The sequence below is a fragment of the Streptomyces sp. PCS3-D2 genome (assembly GCF_000612545.2).
Taxonomy (GTDB): Bacteria; Actinomycetota; Actinomycetes; order Streptomycetales; family Streptomycetaceae; genus Streptomyces.
The window spans coordinates 5,320,444-5,336,094 of the sequence record NZ_CP097800.1; the positions used below are offsets into that span (position 1 = coordinate 5,320,444).

The window sequence follows — 15,651 nt, forward strand, 5'->3', positions numbered from 1 at the left end:
CCGGCGCCCCGCGCCCCACGCGCAGAACCCTCCGCGCTCACAACCGCAGATGAGGACATAGGTGGTCACATCCCTCTTCCCCGCGCCACCTGACCAGAAGCCTACGGTGTCGAACGAGGCGTCCCGCTCGCTACAGAAGGATGAGGACACGTAAGGACAGCCCAGGTCAGACGGGGGGACACCACGTGTTCAAGGGGAGCATCTACAAAAGGTGCGGCTGCACCACGCCCAAACTGGACGAGGCCGGCGAGCCCATCCTGAACGCCAAGGGCAACCCCGTCATGCGGGAACTCAAGGACGACTGCCCCCGGCTCAAGAAGCGGGAGAAGGGCCACGGGTCCTGGTACTACTACGTCCACCTGCCCGACGACGCCAAAGGCGACCGGCGCCGCCCCCGCAAAGGCGGCTACCTGACCAAAGAGGAGGCCGAGAAGGCCGCCCAGAAGCTGTGGGACGAGGCGGCCGACGGCGTAGACGTCGAGAACAAGATCACCGTCGCCGAGTTCCTCCGTACCTGGATCGCCAACCGCGCGGACCTCAAGGACACCATGAAGGAGGAGTACGCCGACGACCTCGAAAAGATCTTCATCCCCGCCTTCGGCCACCGTCTCCTGCGGGAGCTCCGCACCTCGCACGTACAGGCGGTCTTCGCGGACATCTGGGCATTCAACGAGGTCAAGGCCGCCAACCAGGTCGCAGCTGATCAAGCTCGCGCCGTCTGCGCCGCAGCCCACGCCGCCTGGAAGGACGCCCCGCGGCCCCGCCCGCCGGAGCTCCGTGCGGCGTGGAACGCCGCCCGTGCCAACCTGAAAGAAGCCCTCTCCAAGCCTCGCCGCGACACCGGCCCCGGCCGACAGCTCAAGCTACTCAACACCCTGTCCGGCGCAATGAAGCACGCAGTCAAGACCAAGGTCCTCACCGACAACCCGTGCGAGCACGTCAACCTGCCCAAGTACGAAGCGCCCGACCCTCTGGTCTGGACTGACGAGCGCGTCGCGCACTGGAGGGCAACCGGCGAGATCCCCGGCCCGGTCATGGTGTGGACCCCGGAGCAGACCGGCGAGTTCCTCGATCGCAGCACCGATCACCGCCTCTACCCTGCCTGGCACATGCAGGTCTTCCGGGCACCCCGGCGAGGCGAATCGGCTGGCCTGCGCTGGACCGAGCTCGACCTCAAGCAGGCCACCGCGACCATCTCCCACACCCTGGTGACCAACCGCAACCACAAGGTCCGCGCGGAATCCCCCAAGAGCCGGGCGAGCAACCGGACCTTCACCCTCGACAGCAGCACCCTCGCTCTCCACATCGCCCTGCGCGACACCCAGCAGACTGAGAAGGCCCAGTGGCAGGCCAAGTACCGCAAGGACCCGAAGAAGTACGAGCCGTACATGGACACCGGGTACGTCTACGTCCAGCCCGACGGCCGGCCGTGGCACCCCGACTCCATGAGCCAGGCGTTCGCCCGCCACATCAAGCGCCTGGGACTGCCACCGATCCGCCTGCACGACCTCCGCCACTGCGCGGCATCCCTCAGCCTCGCCGCCGGCCTGTCCATGAAGGCCATCCAGGCACTGCTGGGGCACGCCTCCTACGCGCTCACCGCCAACACGTACACCAGCCTGATGCCGCAATTCGCCCAGGTCGAGGCCGACGCGACGGTGGCCGTAGTGCCCCGGAAGAACGCCCCGACCCCGACTCCCGACCCGGAGGGCGGAGACCGCTCAACCGAGCCCTCGGAAGGACAGGCCGGACCGCAGCTCACCCTGGTACCCACCCCACGAGATGCCGCTCCAGCGGCAGCCTGACTTACCCCTCCGCAGGCCCCGCACCGTCCGTGCGGGGCCTGCGGCCTTTCCCACCTGGGACATCTGGGTACGCCCTGGGGACAGGCTGGGGACAAGGCCCCTCCTGGGGACACCACGGGGACAGAAGGGCGAGGACGGATAAGGGCAGACGAGGTCACATGAGGTGAGGCAGGGACCGCGCCTGAGCCCCAGGTCCGGCAGCGTTACCTGCCTCTGACCTGGGAAGACGCCGCCTCAATCAGCCGGAGCCCGTATCCCGCAAGGGCTGAACGCCGTTCCGGCCACCTCCGGCAGCGGAGCCGCAACTCGCCCGTCCGAGGCTCTTACAAAGCAGATGTCGGCGGTTCGAAACCGTCCGCGCCCACCAAGACCTAACCGGCAGGTCAAAGCCGGTACAGGGGCCCTCCGTTCAATTCGAACGGAGGGCCTTCCTCATGCCCGGATGCCACATAGATGCCACATCCCCCCGGGGAGGCTCCTCTGCCATCACCCAAACGGGGGGTCACAACTGGCACATCATCGGGTTAGAGTGCAGGCCGAGAGCAGGGCCGGCGCTTCTCCCCATGCGCGCCAGATTCACGCTGCTCCACACCTGGGGTGTTCGGGCGGGGAGGCCCGACCTCCGGGACAAGGAACCCCCCGTCGTCTATGTCGACGGGGGGTTCTGTCGTACACGCTAAACCGCCCGGCCCCTTTCTGGGGACCGGGCGGCTGCCTCGGCCGAAACCGAGACCGGGGCGAAGGGCGGGCGGATTCACGTACGCCGGCCGCTCCGTCCCGCTCACCCTGATCGCGCGAGGCGCGGGGGCGAGTCAGGGGTGCATATATGCATGGGGCGCAGATGCCCCGAGCCCTCCATGATCACGCAATGTAGGATTTGGCCAACTGACTTTCGATCATGGCTGCCCCAGCGTGGACAGGTGCCGCGCTCCGCCCCACCCGACGACGACATCCTTGCCCGTCGAAGACGCATCGCGCTCCAGATCCGGGCCGCGCGCGAGTACCGGAACTTCACTCAGGAGCGGCTCGCCAACGCCATGGGCATGGACCGGCCGTCGTACACCCTGCTGGAGCAGGGCAAGGTCAGCCCTCGCCTGGACACCCTGCTGCGGATCTCTGACGCGCTCGGGATGCCGCTGTCGGAGCTGGTCAGGGAGTAGGGCCTCGGTGGGCCGCAGATAAGATCCGCGTCAGGTGCATGGTGCAACCATACGGATTACGCGGCTAAACGGAAGACTCAATTCCGCATCGAATCTGCGAGACCCCTTGCCAGGTGGCCCCGGCCGGAGGGGGGGGCAACCGGCCGGGGCGGTTTCCGCTCGTCAGGCTGAGGTGTGCTCGCGGTCGCTGGATCCACCGCCGCGGCACGCGAGGCACGGCTGGCTATACACGACCTGGTACTGGCCGTCTACGAGGATGGTCCGTGCGAGACCCCGACACGCGCCGCACCCGGCGGTAGCCACGTCTCTGCGACGGGATACCGCACCCTTACGGCGCAGCTCCTGCAGGTGATTGATCAACGGACCGTAGTCGGGGCGTTCCTGCGCGCTCATGCCCGTCAGCCTAGCGAGCATGTCTAGTTGGGGTGGTCCGCGCGGCAGTTCGCCTCGCAGTTCCCGTCGGCGCAGCCGTTGTCGTGCTGGCAGGTGGCAGCGACGGGGATCCCCTCCAGTGGGGCGGTCCACAGCTCCATGTCGACCTCGAAGCCAGCCGTGCGGATCCGGTCGATGGTGTGGTCGAGCGCGCCCGGCTGGTACCGGGTGGGGTCGGGCAGCTCGGGGACGTGGTGCACGAACCGGCCGAGGCGTGTGCACAGCTGGGCGTACACGATGGTGTGCAGGATGAGCGCGTGCCATCCCTCGTCGACGACCCGGGACGGGCGCATGCCGCCGGGGAACTGGGCGGCGGCCGCGACGAACTTCAGCCCCTCCTCGGTGATCCGGTCGGCGTCGGCGCTGGACATGTCGGGGTTGTTGCTGGCGACGGTCGCGGCGACGGCCTCGAACTCGGTCTCGGAGATGAGGGCGCGGGCGCTGCGGGTGCGAGGGGTGGCGAGCGTCATGGTTCCTCCGGAGTGAGAGGGTGGGGGCGGAGTGTCGGGTCCGGTGCTGCACGGGGGCGGTACGGGCGTGGACATGGCTGTCCCCTTCGCGTCGCAAATGCGGGATACGGGATGGTCAGGTGATGCCGTGGCGGCCGCCGCGCGGGCAGCCCTTCGCGTGGACGACGGCGCCGCCCTCGGGGCCGCCGAGCGGCAGCGGTCGCGCGCCGCACGAGCAGGGCCGCGGCGGCTGCTGGGCCGCCCGCTGGTAGGTGACCTCGTTGGTCGTCACCGGATGGCCTGGATGTTCGCGATGGCCGTGGACAGTTCGCGGCCGCCGCCGACCGGCCGGATGTAGGCGATCTCCGCCCAGTGCTCCGGCTGGCCGGCCCCGGCCGCGTTCTCCACCAGCACGGCCATCAGCGTGCCCTCGGTGCCGGACGCGATGTCGCGTACCGGCTTGCGGAGGAGCGGGTGCGGGATCTCTGTGTGCGCGTCTTGCGGGGTGGCCATGGCGGGGCTCCCTACCGTCGTCAGCGGGTGGTGAGACGAGTGTGGGAGCACGACAAGGCCCTGGCTGACACACACATGTGTCAGCCAGGGCCAGAGATTGACGGAGCGTTAGGCCCCGAGCCAGGAGCCGTATGAAAGGAACGAGTCCGGGAGGAGGCGGCGGGCGGCCTCCAGCCCCGCGTACGTCTCCCGCACCGTCTGGTGATAGCGGGCCTGCTGCGGCGCGGCCTTGCGGGCCCTCAGCAGGTTCTGGAAGGAATCGTCGAGGTCACCCGTCCACATCTGCGCGCGCGCCAGCTCCGCGTAGTGGTGGCTCCTGCGGGACTTCGGCCAGTCCTTCGGGATCGTCACCCCCCGCCCGGCCTGCGCCGCCTGCCCGTACTCGTCCAGCTCGGCCAGCACGCTGACCCGGTGCACCTGGACGTTGGTCGGGCCGAACGCCAGCCAGTGCGTGCTCACCGCCTCGCCGGTCCCGGCCGCGATCCGCTCCGCCTCATCCAGGTGCCCGTCTGCGCGGCCGCGATTCTTCGACCGGCCGGCCATCACTGCGGCGCCGAGGTGCAGCTGCCCGGTGACGACCTCCCGCTCCCGGGACGGGTCCGCCTGCGCGAGGGTGCGCAGGCCGAGCTGGACGAGGCGCTCGCCGGTGCGGTACTCGCCTTCGCGGAGATACGTCAAGGCGCGCATGTAGCGGTACATGCCGCCGACCACTGCGTCCGACCCGCGCTCGGCGGCCCAGTCCATGCGGGCCAAGCTGAGTGCGGCCAAGTCGTAGAACCCGAGCTTGGAGGCGACGTCGTACGCCGTGCGGTACAGGCTGGCGAGGAGGAGCCAGGCGTCCCGGCCGGGCGCCGTGTGCGCGGCCGTGGTCGCTTCCTGGATGACGCTCGGGAGTTGGGCGGCGACCTGCTTGATCTCGCCCGCGCGGACGGCGACGAGGAAGGCCTCGGCGTCGTCTGCGAGGAGCTGGTGCGGGCGAGGGTGGATCTCTGGGTCCGGGCCGAGGTCGTATACGTCCAGGGCCTGGCGGATGGGCCTTATCAGCACGTCGAGTTGGTCGGCGCGCAGCTCGGCGGTGTATGGCTGGCCGGTGACGGTACCGATGTCCACGCGGAGTGCGCGGGCGAGGCAGGCTACGACGTAGGGGGTGGCGGGGCGTTCTTTGCGTTCGATCTTTGTGAGCAGGCTGGCGGAGATTCCGGCCAGGTCTGCGAGGGCTGTCTGAGTGAGGTGGCGTTCGAGGCGCAGGCGCTTGATGCGTGCGCCGGTGTGGTCGTGCGGTAGAGAGTGCATACTGGCTCCCGTTCAGACTCGACACCTGAACGATAGCTGGACACGCAGAAATCGCCCCCTCCCGGCCCGAAGGCCGAGAGGGGGCGCTGTGTTCAGGCCGCGAGTTCTTGGATTGCCGAGACCACCCGCGAAGCGAGGTACTTGTGCCCCGCGTCCGTGGGGTGGGTCGCGTCCGTCCCGATATAGAGGTCGGCATTCCCCGACCCGGTGGGCGCGCCGACCCGGCCGGTGCCGGTGACCCACGGCCCGTGCGTCGCCACGAGCGCCCCGGCAGCGTCGTACACCGCTCCCGTGATGGGGGAGATGAACGGCAGGCCCGCAGCGGCCGCGGCCAGCCGGAGTGTCTCGTCCGTGGTTGTCAGCGAGGCTCCCGGTGAGCCGGTCGGAGCCCAGCAGCCGAGGATGTAGATCCGCGCCGCCGGTAGCCCGGCGGTCACCGCGCTGTACAGGCTGGCCGCGGCCGCCGAGATGGCCGGCTGGCTGCCGGCGGAGTCGTTGTACCCGGCGAAGATCAGCAACGTGTCCGGGTTGTGCGGGATCACGTCGATCGGCGCGCGCGTGCCCAGCGTGGCCGTGGACCCGGCGGTGATGTAGCCGGTGGAGCCGAGCGCCTCGTTCCAGGCGTCCGTGTACCCGAGTGCGCGGGCCGCCCGCGGGAAGAAGGTGCCCGCGCCGCCGGCGGTATTCATGCTGGAGCCGCCCGGGATGGAGTCCCCGAGCACCATGATCCGGCCGGACGGGGCCGGCGGTTTCCACATCGTCGCACCGGGCGGGAGGAAGATCCCGCCGAACGGGGCCACGCTGAAGTCCAGCCGGATCACGCGCGGCTGCGCGGCGCCCAGCGTCACGGTCAGCATGTGCGTGTTGCCGGGCGTTGTCCCGCCGAGGGACTGCATCAGGTCCGTCATGCGGCGGCCGTCCACCCACAGCCGGTAGGAGCCGCCGGTCTGCCAGTTGAATCGGAGCTGGAACGCGGTGGCGTCCGTGCCGAACTCCACCGACCAGATCGACTGACTCGACGACAGGACGCCGCGGGTGTTCGGGTAGCGGGTCGTCGGCAGGACGTAGGTGCTGTCGGGTGTGCCCGAACCGATCTGGAACCCCCCAGCCCCCAGATACGAGAACGGGCCCGTCACATCGCTGCCCGACAGCGCCACTCCGGGCGGCGCGTACTTGACGTACCCGGACGCTGGCGTCGACGTCTGCGCCACGCTGATCGCCGACGGGGCTGGTGCGGGCCCCATGTTCGTCAGCGTCATCCGCCACGGATAGCCGGAGTACGCGTACACCCGGCCGGCGCCGGTGCCCTGGTTGACGAGTGCGATCGTCGCCTGCCCGCCGGCGAGGTGGCTGGCGGCCACCGTGAACGTGCCGCCACTGGTCGCCTTCCCGAACGAGGTGGACGGGTAGAACTCCGGCGCGCCCTCCGCGAGCGGCGACGACGTCCCAGACGCCCCGTACTGGGCGATGGCGCCTGCGGAGTCGAGGAGCGCCAGGTCGAGGTACCTCGTGCCGCTGTAGAGCATGCCGAGGTCTACGCGGATCCGGTCCCCGGGCTCGGCCGGGATGCTGCACTTGAGTTGGGTGCCGACGCTCGTCGCCGCGATCGTCCACGATGCGGCGCTGGCCAGGTCCTGTACCGCGCCGTCGGAGATCCGGACCTCTGCGGTACGGCTCGGGGCGCCGTCCGCTCCCGCCAGGCCCTGGAGACCCTGCGCGCCGTCCGCGCCCGCGGGCCCGGCCGCTCCGGTCTCTCCGGCAGGGCCAGTTTCGCCCTGCGGGCCGGTCGCCCCGTCCGCGCCGTCGGCGCCTGCCGGTCCGGCCGGACCCTCGGGGCCGCGCAGGTAGGTGACGTTCCCGGGGTCGGTCTGGATCAGGTCGGTGATGGGGACAGGGCTCCCGTCGCCGTAGGGCAGCAGGAAGTGGAGCACCTTGACGATGACGCCCTGGTGGTACTCCTCGTAGCGCCACAGGCGGCCGGTTGCCGGCTCGATGGTGGTGTCGTCGGTGGTGACTAGCTCGGCGGACCAGGCGCCGTTGGTGATGGTCTGTTCCTCGCCCGGCGAGGCGAGGATGGTGTCTCCGTCGGTGTCGGTCCAGCGGGCCGGGTAGGGGGCCAGGACGACCCGCCGGATCCCTGACGACGCCCCGATGATCTGGCTGCCGACCAGCCCGGTCACGGTACGGGTGGTGGGCATGCGGTGCTCCTATCGGCCGAAGAGGGTGTAGAGGAGCGAGCCGACGCCTGCCAGGGTGGCGATGGTGGCCAGGGGCCAGCGGTTCCGCTCGAGGGCGTCCAGCCGCGTCTCATGGTCGGCGAGCTGCTTGTCCGTTTGGTCACTCCGCTGGACGAGGAGCGCCAGGGCCCCGTCGACCCGGGCGAACCCGGTGTCGACGGACCCTCGCAACTTGGCGATTTCGGTGGCCACGTGCTGCGACTCGGAGGGCGTCATGCCGCGTCGTCCGGGTCGGCGGTGCGCAGCCAGCCCGGGAGGAGCTGCTGCACGCTGGGGAGGGCCATGACGCGGGCGAGTCCGCCGGCCACGGCCAGGGCGCCGGCGACCCAGGGGAGGGCCTCGGGGATGCCGGAGGCGTCCACGATCGCGGGCAGCGCGACGGCCAGGCCGAGCCCGGTCTGCAGCATGGTGCGGGCGGTGCGCTTGGTGGTGTCCTTCATGGCGGGTCTCCTGGTCAGTCGATGACGGTGAAGCCGTGGGCGGTGCCCAGGCGGGTCAGGCTGCTCTTGCCGGGGATGCCGTCGGCGTCCGCGCCGCGGTAGCCGCAGCGCTGTTGCCAGGCCCGGTAGGCGGTGATGGTCGACGTGCCGAAGTGCCCGTCGACGTAGGTGGCGGACAGGAGTCCCTCGGCGCGGAGCGCGGCCTCGACGGTGCGGACGCCCGCGTAGGACACGGGGGTGCCGGACTTGGGCGGGTCGACGGTCGCGGCCGAGATGAGTCGGGACAGGTCCACCACGGGCGTGCTCTGCGCGGGTGTGCTGCTCGGTCGGGGTGCGCCGCGCTTGACCCAGTCGTAGAGCGGGGCGCCGGGGCAGGTGGTGGCGTAGCCGTCGCGGTGGCCGCCGATGTAGTTGCCGGCCTCGCCCTCGGCGCGCAGCCACTCGATCGCGTCGCGGAGGCCGTGCAGCTGGGCGTCGGTGGGGGTGTCCAGGCCTCCGCCGGCCTTGGCGACGAGGGCGACGACGGAGTAGTCGCGGGTGTTCAGCGCGGCGGTTCCGTTGGCGCCGGAGCGGTGGTGAGGGCCGCGGCCCTCGAACACGGTGCCGTGCTCGCACACGGCCGCGTTGTAGGCGATGTCGACGTAGTTCTCGGTGGTGTTGGCGAGGTGGCTGGCGCGGATCGCGCGGACGTAGTCGTCGCACAGGTCGTGTCGGCGGCTGGTGTATGCGGAGCCGAGGTAGTGCACCTTCACGCCGTTGGTGCTGGCGATGTAGGCGGCGGGGGAGGTGGCGGGCAGGCCGTACTGGGATCTGCGGACGAGGTCCATGGTGTGTCTCCAGGGCATGAGGAACGCCCCGGCCGGCGGGCGCGGGGCGTCGTGTGGGTGGGGTGGTCTACCAGCCGGGTGGCATGCGTCGCTTGGGTGGGCCGCCGGGCCGGTCCTCGTTGCCGGTGAACGGGAACTCGGGCGTGGCCGGGGCCGGGCATCCGCAGCTCTTGCCGGGGCCGGGGCACGTCGCCTCGTGGACGTAGCCGGCGGCCGCGGGGGTCATGGCGTGGTCGGCGCAGCCGCCGACGGGCTCGGTGGCCCTCTTGTCGGGGGTGCGGCGGCGCCACTGCACCACCGCCTCGGCCCCGCACGTGGTGCAGATCATGCGTGGATCCATTCGACGTACATCATGGACGCGGACTCGAACGTCACCGCGGTGGACAGGGCGCCGCCGGAGTTGTGGCCGCCGGCGATCTCGACGTAGTCGCCGACGTTCAGGTACAGGATGTGCTCGGTGTACGGGTTGCCGGCGAGGGTGCCGGCGCCCTGCAGCGTGGCCGCGCCGGGGATGTAGTTGGCGTTGACGTGGACGCGGGCGCCGCGGGACCCGGTGGCGTTCGCGACGAAAGCGGCCCTACCGCCGACCCGGTACCAGCCTGCGTACTGGCAGGTGTAGCGGGAGGTGTTGACGCTGATGGAGTGGCCGCCGTAGGTGTCGACGTCCTCAGTGTCGAAGGCGATGATGCCCCAGGTCCCGTTAGGGACGGACTGGCTCACGGTCTGCTTGAGGACGGCCAGCGGCGGCCGCTCCATTCGAGTGCACCACTCGGCGTCGATGATCTCCCCGGCTTGGGTCACGGCTCCCTCCTACAGGGCGGCTCGGGCGGGCTGGGCGAGACGGATCCGCTCGCCGGCCGCATGGGACTTGGTGACGTCGTTCACGGCGCGCGTCACCGTGATGCGCTGCGGCGACTCGACGAGGAAGTTGTCGAAGCGGTACTCCACGCCCGTGTTGGTGTTGCCGGTGCCGCCGTGGCAGCTGAGACCGATGGCGCCGGCCGGGTTGGTGGCGGAGACGTCGGTGCGGTCGATGTGCCAGAGGATCGGCTCGGTGGTGCCGGTGCGCCACACCCGCATCAGGACCCGGTAGCCGATGATCCGCACCCGCACCTCGAAGGTGTCGCCCGGGCTGTAGGTCAGGCCGGTGGCTTCGTTGGTGCCGATGATCGTGGACCCGTTGGTGACGGACACGTTGATGGCGCCGCCGGTGGTGAACTCCAGCCGCGCCCGGTAGTGCGCGGTGGTCGACGTCCAGCGCAGCAGCACGCACCCGGTCAGGTTGCCGCCGGTGGCGGTGGCGGACACGGCCATCTGGCAGCGCACGTCGGCGTCCTGGCAGGTCTCGGAGACGGTCTGCTGCCGGTGCAGGGTCTGCGAGCTCGTCACGGTGACCACGCCGCGGTTGGACGCCACGGACCGCTCGTTGTTGCTGACGCCACCGTTGAGTGTCCAGGCGTGCCCGTCGGCGGCGAGGCCCCACCCGCCCGCGGCGACGGTCCGGGTGAAGTCGTCCTCGGCCAGCGAGGTGGCCGCGCTCGCGGTGACGACCTCGCCGTCGACGCGGAGGTCCATCGGGTACTGCGCGGGGTCCTGGGGCCACCGTTCGCGGGACCAGGCGACGGCCGTCTGCTCGGTGTGCACCACCAGCGTCGTCGCCGAGTCGGTGGCGTCGGCGCCGAGGACCGACCCGGTAGTGTCCGCCCGCCCATAGACCGGGTCCTCGACGACGGCGACGTTCCACGGGCCGGCGGGCGAGCAGTTCAGCACGATGTCCCAGCTGTTCGGGTGGCCGAACGCTTCGGTGTAGCCCTCGACGAGGAGGTCGATCGGGCCGGGCGGCAGCCAGGCCGGGGGGTTGACGATCTGGATCCGGTCGCCGATGTCCAGTGCGAGGACGGCCGGGATCAGGGACGGTGCCGCTGCCAGGTTGATGTGGACGGTCGGGTAGCGCGGCTCGTCCCACGTGCCCAGGTGCAGGGCCCACGCGGCGATCTGCTCGACCTGGCTGTCGGCGCGGAGGTTCAGCGTGCGCGAGTCGTCGTAGGGGCCCACCCCCAGCGGCGGTGGCAGCACCGACAGGGCGCTGGTCTCGTCGACTGCGCGGGCGGAGGAGCCGCCGGTGCGGGTGATCGTGCGGTCGTTGCGGATCCGCTGGTCGTCGTCGATCGGCTCCAGCGGCGGCGACACGTGGCCGTCGGCCTCGTAGTCCAGGGTGAGCGCGACGGGCTGGGTGTAGAGGGACTCCCGGGACCGGTAGACCAGCGCCAGCCGCTCCCGGTCCTCGAACAGCACCCCACCGTCGGCGGCCTCGCACTCACCGAACAGGGAGAGCAGCGAGTTCGGGCGTTGCGCGCCCAGGGGTGTTGAGCCGCCGTGTGTCCGGATTCCGACGCCCTCCTCTGCGCCGAGCCGGTTGAGCCGGACATCCGCGGGTTCCCCGCCGTACCCGTTGTCGCTGCCGCCCCACACGCCGAGGTCGGAGCTGGGGAAGACGGTCAGGTGGCCGATTTTCATGCCGCTGAAAGCCGCCCCGAAGGCGGTGTCGAACTCCTCGACGGTGCCCACGGTCCCGGCCTCGGACCAGTTCCATGCGCTGCCGACCCCGTCGACCTCAACCCAGCCAGCGTGGTAGTCGACGTTCCCGCCGTTCTGCTGGGCGGAGAAGTCGAAGCGCCACCAGCGGCCCGGCCCGTAGGTGTCGCTGTTGCCGAAGCTCTCGTTCCAGATCAGGGCGCTGGAGGAGTCGTAGCCGTCGATCTCGATCGTGCCCGCGGTGTAGCTGATGACGATGCCAGCCGCGGTGCCGGTCGTGCGGAAGGACAGCCAGGGCTGTTTCGATCCGCTCGGCGCGTCCAGCTGGAACACCAGGGAGATCAGGTAGCCGTTGCCGGTGCTGGTGTACTCGGGCACGGCTCCGGCCATGATGGCGGCGGCGCCGAGGGACGGGAGGGCCGCCGACCCGGGACAGCTGTCATCCTGGCCGAAGGAGAACCCGGGGGTGGTGAGCGGGGCGCAGCCCACCAGCGGCGAGTAGGCCTGCACGGCGTCGCGGCCCTCCTCCATGGGCCAGTACGCCACCGGGCCCTGCGACGGCAGCCGGCGGGCCAGCGTCGAGGCGAGCGCCTTCTGGCCCTGGCCGAGACGGCGCAGGATTCCCGCGGCCTCGATGGGCACGTACACGTCACGCCCGGAGACGTCCCAGCGGGCGGGCCAGGACGACACCTCGGCGTGCAGCCGATACCAGCGGTCCCGGATCGCCGCATCCCCGGCGATGGTCCAGGTGCGTCCCGCGCCGTCCGCGAACGAGGTCGTGCCCGCAGGCTGCGCCCGGAAATCGGGGCTGGCGACCACCGTCCCGGCGATGCCGTCGCGGACCTCCGCCCGGTGCACACGGCCGGCCATGGGCAGGACGGACCCGGACGTCGGCGCGATCTGCAGCGCGGACGTCCCCGAGTGGATGCTGGTGACACCGGTCCCGGACAGCTGGTCGCCCTCCAGGAGCTCCGTCCACGGCCCGTCCATAGTCCGCGCCCAGTACAGATGCGCGGTCCACCCGCCGGTCCCGTCGTTGACGTCCAGGGCCCCGCGGACAGCGGCCCGGGCGGGGATCGTGGAGGGCAGCGGAGCCTGCGCGAAGGCTGTTGTCGTGCCGTCGGTGGTCCACACCAGTTGCAGGTAGTTGGAGTTGATCGACAGCCGGTAGGAGCGCTGCCCCGTGGTCGCACTCCACTTGCCCATGAGGATCGTGGGAGTGGTGCTCGCCCAGTCGACCGTTGCTTCGATCCGCAGGTCGATGTCGCCGGTGATGTCGAGGCTGGCATGGTCCGGGGTGCTGATCAGGTCCGGGCTCAGGCCGGTCAGGTCCAGGTAGGACTCGCCGGGCACGGAGAACCGGATGGGCGCGTTGCGGCCGAACAGCCCGTAGTTCGCCGAGCGGGGGTTGCCCGGACTGTGCCGGCCGTCCCGGTTGTCGAGCTGCAGCCGCGCCCTGCTGGGGCCGACGACGGCGTCTTCATCGCGCCGGCCCCGCTCGACCACGAGCGGCGACCGCGCGTACACGCTGGCCTGGATGGGGGTCCACACTCCGCCGATCTGCAGCTCGGTCATCAGGCCGTGGGCCATGGGGGCTCCCTTCTAGCGGCCGGTGCTGAAGTACGTTGCGGCGTCGCCGCGGCCGTCGGTGCGCACGGACTTCTTGATGGCGGTGGCGAATGCGGAATCGACGTTGCTGTCGATGACGAGTCGGGTGACGATCTCCTGGCGGCCGCCGCCGGCCGCCCCGACGCCGACGTTGACGTTGTGGGGGATGTCGGAGGTGACGCCCTGGAGGGTGCGCCGCAGGGCGGGCAGGCGGTCCTCGACGCCGTCCATGAGGCCGCTCATGAGGGCCTCGCCCGACGGGGTCAGGAGCCGCATGTCCAGGGACATCGGGCCTTTCCAGTCCGGGATCATGTTGGTGATCGTGGAGAACCGGCGCTGCAGGCTGCCGATCATGCCGGTGACGCCGTCGATCAGGCCCTGGATGATGGAGCGTCCGGCGCCGCGCAGCAGACCGCCGAGGTCCCCTACGGCGGACTGGACGCTGCCGGGGATGCCGTGGACCCAGTTGATGAGGGACTCGCCCTTGGCCTTGGCCTCGGAGACCATGCCGCCGAAGTAGGCGCCGACGCGGCCGGGCAGAGCCTGCAGCCAGTCGATCGTCGCGGTGATGTCCTCGACGGTCTCCTGCACGTTGTTGCTCACCCAGGCGCCGGCCGCTGCGACACCGGCCTTGATCTGGTCCCAGTGGTCGATGACGAACTTCCAGCCGGTCCACGTCAGCAGGAAGTTCGCGATCTTCATGAACTCGGCCGAGACCTGCTCCCACAGCCACTTTGCGGCTGCGACCACCGCGTCGACGGTGACCTTCCACGCGGTCTGGAACCAGGTGGTCTGCGTCGCGACGTACACGATCGCGGCGACGAGGGCCACGATGGCGAGGATGATCCACGTGATCGGGCTGGCGAACATGGCGGCGTTCATCGCCCACTGCGCGGCGGCGGCGATGGCCATGGCCACGGCGAAGACACCCAGCGCGATGGCGATGGCCTTGAACGCCTCGGGGTGTTCCTTGGCGAAGGTGGCCACCGTGGCCAGGGCGGGGGCCAGGTATTCGCCGAGGGCGGTGGTCAGGGACCGGACGATGGAGTCGTAGGCCATCATCGGGTCGGCGGCCAGGGCGTCCTCCATGGAGGCGGCGGCGCCGGCGGCCTCCGCCATCCCGGAGGAGACAGCCGCGGTGGCGGGGTCCATCGCCCACAGCGCGTCGGCGCCCTCACCGGCCATGTCGCCGAACAGTTCGATGGCCAGCGCGGACTGTTCGCCGCTGTCCTCCACCCCGCGCAGGGCCTCGATCGTTTTCTGCAGCGCGGCCTTGGCGGCGGGACCGCCCTTGTGGATCTCGGCCAGCATCTCCTTGGCCGGCAGCCCCAGCCCCTTGAACGCCTCGGCGGCCTTGTCGGTCTCCTCGGAGGTGATGCGCGCGAACTCGTGGAGGACGTCGCCGGCCTGGTCGATGTCCCGGCCGCCCGCCTTGACGTACTGGGACATCATGCCCATCGCGTCCTTGGCGTCCAGGCCTATACGCGCCCAGTGCTTGCCGTACTCGTTGATGGCCAAAGGGATGTCGGCCATCATCGACTTGGGCAGCGTCTGGGCTGCCTTGGTCAGGACGTCGAAGGCCTCCTCGCCGTCCTTGACCAACTTGTTGTTGATCATCGCTCCGGCGGCCGTCGCCGCCTCCGACACGTCCAGCTCGAAGGTCTTGGCCAGCGCCAGGGCCGAGCGGGTCATCGACTCCAGCTCGGAGTCGGTCAGCTCGGACAGCCCGCCCAGGGCGGACCCGACCGAGCCGAGCGCCTCGTTCACCTCCGCGATCGACTCGCCCCAGCCGTCGGAGAAGACCTCTCCCGCGACGTCTCCCGCGCGGGCCGCCTCCGCCTCGGTCAGGCCCAGCTGCGCGGTCAGCTTGGCGTTCGCCGCGCTGGCGTCCATCGCGGAGGACAGCCCGGCCGCGAACATCGCGCCGACCGCCGCGCCGGCGGCCGCGCCACCGATGCCCATGAGCGAGTGGTTGACCTCCTGCGCCGCGCCCTCAGCGCCGTCGGTCAGCTCCTGGGCGTCGATACCGAGCTTGACCAGGAGTGTCGACAGCAGTGCCATGCTCGCCTCCTCGGGTCAGGTCGGTTCCGCCCAGAGAGGCGTTGATCGACTTCACGGCGGTGAGCATGTCCTGCCAGTTCATCCGCTTACGGGTGCGGTCCCAGGTGGGCAGGAAGTCTTTGACGCGGGCTTTGCGGCCCTTGCCGCGGTTCGCGTTGGAGACGGTCGCGGCGAGGATCGCCATCAGGATGTCGTCGCGGGCCGCGCCGATGGGTCCGGTGATCTGCTCGTAGGCGATCCACTCGGTGAGCTCGGCGGAGGAGTGCGTCGCCAACAGCTCGGCCACCGACA

General features: G+C 70.6%; 15 protein-coding genes. 2 read left to right on the forward strand and 13 right to left on the reverse strand.

What is annotated here, in order from left to right:
- The first annotated feature begins 185 nt into the window (after positions 1 to 185).
- Together AW27_RS23505 and AW27_RS23510 are read left to right on the forward strand one after the other, a co-directional pair.
- Positions 186 to 1,805, forward strand: a complete 1,620-nt coding sequence (locus tag AW27_RS23505; protein ID WP_037924188.1) for a site-specific integrase — start codon at positions 186 to 188, stop codon at positions 1,803 to 1,805.
- 920 nt (positions 1,806 to 2,725) lie between these two features.
- Positions 2,726 to 2,965 carry a helix-turn-helix domain-containing protein gene (locus AW27_RS23510; protein WP_304949898.1) on the forward strand — a complete coding sequence of 80 codons (240 nt, stop codon included), beginning with the start codon at positions 2,726 to 2,728 and terminating at the stop codon, positions 2,963 to 2,965.
- A 416-nt stretch (positions 2,966 to 3,381) separates the two neighbouring features.
- Here AW27_RS23510 and AW27_RS23515 read toward each other — a convergent pair whose 3' ends face one another.
- The 13 genes from AW27_RS23515 to AW27_RS23575 form a co-directional block, all read right to left on the reverse strand.
- Positions 3,382 to 3,867, reverse strand: a complete 486-nt coding sequence (locus AW27_RS23515; RefSeq protein ID WP_052030947.1) for a glycine-rich domain-containing protein — start codon at positions 3,865 to 3,867, stop codon at positions 3,382 to 3,384.
- A gap of 115 nt (positions 3,868 to 3,982) precedes the next feature.
- The gene (locus AW27_RS23520; protein WP_157840284.1) at positions 3,983 to 4,138 is read right to left on the reverse strand and encodes a hypothetical protein; all 156 of its coding nucleotides are present in this window, start codon (positions 4,136 to 4,138) and stop codon (positions 3,983 to 3,985) included.
- Positions 4,135 to 4,359, reverse strand: a complete 225-nt coding sequence (locus AW27_RS23525) for a hypothetical protein (protein WP_037924195.1) — start codon at positions 4,357 to 4,359, stop codon at positions 4,135 to 4,137. Before AW27_RS23525 ends, AW27_RS23520 begins: the two co-directional genes overlap by 4 nt.
- A 108-nt stretch (positions 4,360 to 4,467) precedes the next feature.
- On the reverse strand, positions 4,468 to 5,652 hold the full coding sequence (locus tag AW27_RS23530; protein ID WP_037924198.1) for a helix-turn-helix domain-containing protein: 1,185 nt from the start codon (positions 5,650 to 5,652) through the stop codon (positions 4,468 to 4,470).
- Positions 5,653 to 5,744: 92 nt separating this feature from the next.
- Positions 5,745 to 7,850 (reverse strand): SGNH/GDSL hydrolase family protein, encoded by a 2,106-nt coding sequence (locus tag AW27_RS23535; RefSeq protein ID WP_037924200.1) that lies wholly within the window; start codon positions 7,848 to 7,850, stop codon positions 5,745 to 5,747.
- A gap of 9 nt (positions 7,851 to 7,859) precedes the next feature.
- On the reverse strand, positions 7,860 to 8,105 hold the full coding sequence (locus AW27_RS23540) for a hypothetical protein (protein ID WP_037924204.1): 246 nt from the start codon (positions 8,103 to 8,105) through the stop codon (positions 7,860 to 7,862).
- Entirely contained in the window at positions 8,102 to 8,329 is a 228-nt protein-coding gene (locus AW27_RS23545; RefSeq protein WP_037924206.1) for a hypothetical protein, read from the reverse strand. Before AW27_RS23545 ends, AW27_RS23540 begins: the two co-directional genes overlap by 4 nt.
- 14 nt (positions 8,330 to 8,343) lie before the next feature.
- The gene (locus AW27_RS23550) at positions 8,344 to 9,174 is read right to left on the reverse strand and encodes an N-acetylmuramoyl-L-alanine amidase (protein WP_304949899.1); all 831 of its coding nucleotides are present in this window, start codon (positions 9,172 to 9,174) and stop codon (positions 8,344 to 8,346) included.
- Positions 9,175 to 9,223: 49 nt separating this feature from the next.
- Complete coding sequence (locus tag AW27_RS23555; RefSeq protein ID WP_037931077.1) at positions 9,224 to 9,484, reverse strand: hypothetical protein; 261 nt, start codon at positions 9,482 to 9,484, stop codon at positions 9,224 to 9,226.
- Positions 9,481 to 9,957, reverse strand: coding sequence for a hypothetical protein (locus tag AW27_RS23560; protein WP_157840354.1), 477 nt, complete (start codon positions 9,955 to 9,957; stop codon positions 9,481 to 9,483). Before AW27_RS23560 ends, AW27_RS23555 begins: the two co-directional genes overlap by 4 nt.
- A gap of 9 nt (positions 9,958 to 9,966) precedes the next feature.
- Complete coding sequence (locus AW27_RS23565; RefSeq protein WP_052031420.1) at positions 9,967 to 13,281, reverse strand: hypothetical protein; 3,315 nt, start codon at positions 13,279 to 13,281, stop codon at positions 9,967 to 9,969.
- 12 nt (positions 13,282 to 13,293) lie between these two features.
- Positions 13,294 to 15,360, reverse strand: coding sequence for a phage tail tape measure protein (locus tag AW27_RS23570; protein ID WP_304949900.1), 2,067 nt, complete (start codon positions 15,358 to 15,360; stop codon positions 13,294 to 13,296).
- Positions 15,293 to 15,646, reverse strand: coding sequence for a phage tail assembly protein T (locus AW27_RS23575; RefSeq protein ID WP_236647906.1), 354 nt, complete (start codon positions 15,644 to 15,646; stop codon positions 15,293 to 15,295). The genes AW27_RS23570 and AW27_RS23575 overlap by 68 nt, the downstream gene beginning before the upstream one ends.
- Positions 15,647 to 15,651 lie beyond the last annotated feature (5 nt).

Excerpts from the sequence above, each read along its gene's own strand:
- AW27_RS23515 (WP_052030947.1), bottom strand. The coding sequence starts at position 3,867 with ATGACGCTCGCCACCCCTCGCACCCGCAGCGCCCGCGCCCTCATCTCC.
- AW27_RS23525 (WP_037924195.1), bottom strand. The coding sequence starts at position 4,359 with ATGGCCACCCCGCAAGACGCGCACACAGAGATCCCGCACCCGCTCCTC.
- AW27_RS23530 (WP_037924198.1), bottom strand. The coding sequence starts at position 5,652 with ATGCACTCTCTACCGCACGACCACACCGGCGCACGCATCAAGCGCCTG.
- AW27_RS23535 (WP_037924200.1), bottom strand. The coding sequence starts at position 7,850 with ATGCCCACCACCCGTACCGTGACCGGGCTGGTCGGCAGCCAGATCATC.
- AW27_RS23540 (WP_037924204.1), bottom strand. The coding sequence starts at position 8,105 with ATGACGCCCTCCGAGTCGCAGCACGTGGCCACCGAAATCGCCAAGTTG.
- AW27_RS23545 (WP_037924206.1), bottom strand. The coding sequence starts at position 8,329 with ATGAAGGACACCACCAAGCGCACCGCCCGCACCATGCTGCAGACCGGG.
- AW27_RS23550 (WP_304949899.1), bottom strand. The coding sequence starts at position 9,174 with ATGCCCTGGAGACACACCATGGACCTCGTCCGCAGATCCCAGTACGGC.
- AW27_RS23555 (WP_037931077.1), bottom strand. The coding sequence starts at position 9,484 with ATGATCTGCACCACGTGCGGGGCCGAGGCGGTGGTGCAGTGGCGCCGC.
- AW27_RS23565 (WP_052031420.1), bottom strand. The coding sequence starts at position 13,281 with ATGGCCCACGGCCTGATGACCGAGCTGCAGATCGGCGGAGTGTGGACC.
- AW27_RS23570 (WP_304949900.1), bottom strand. The coding sequence starts at position 15,360 with ATGGCACTGCTGTCGACACTCCTGGTCAAGCTCGGTATCGACGCCCAG.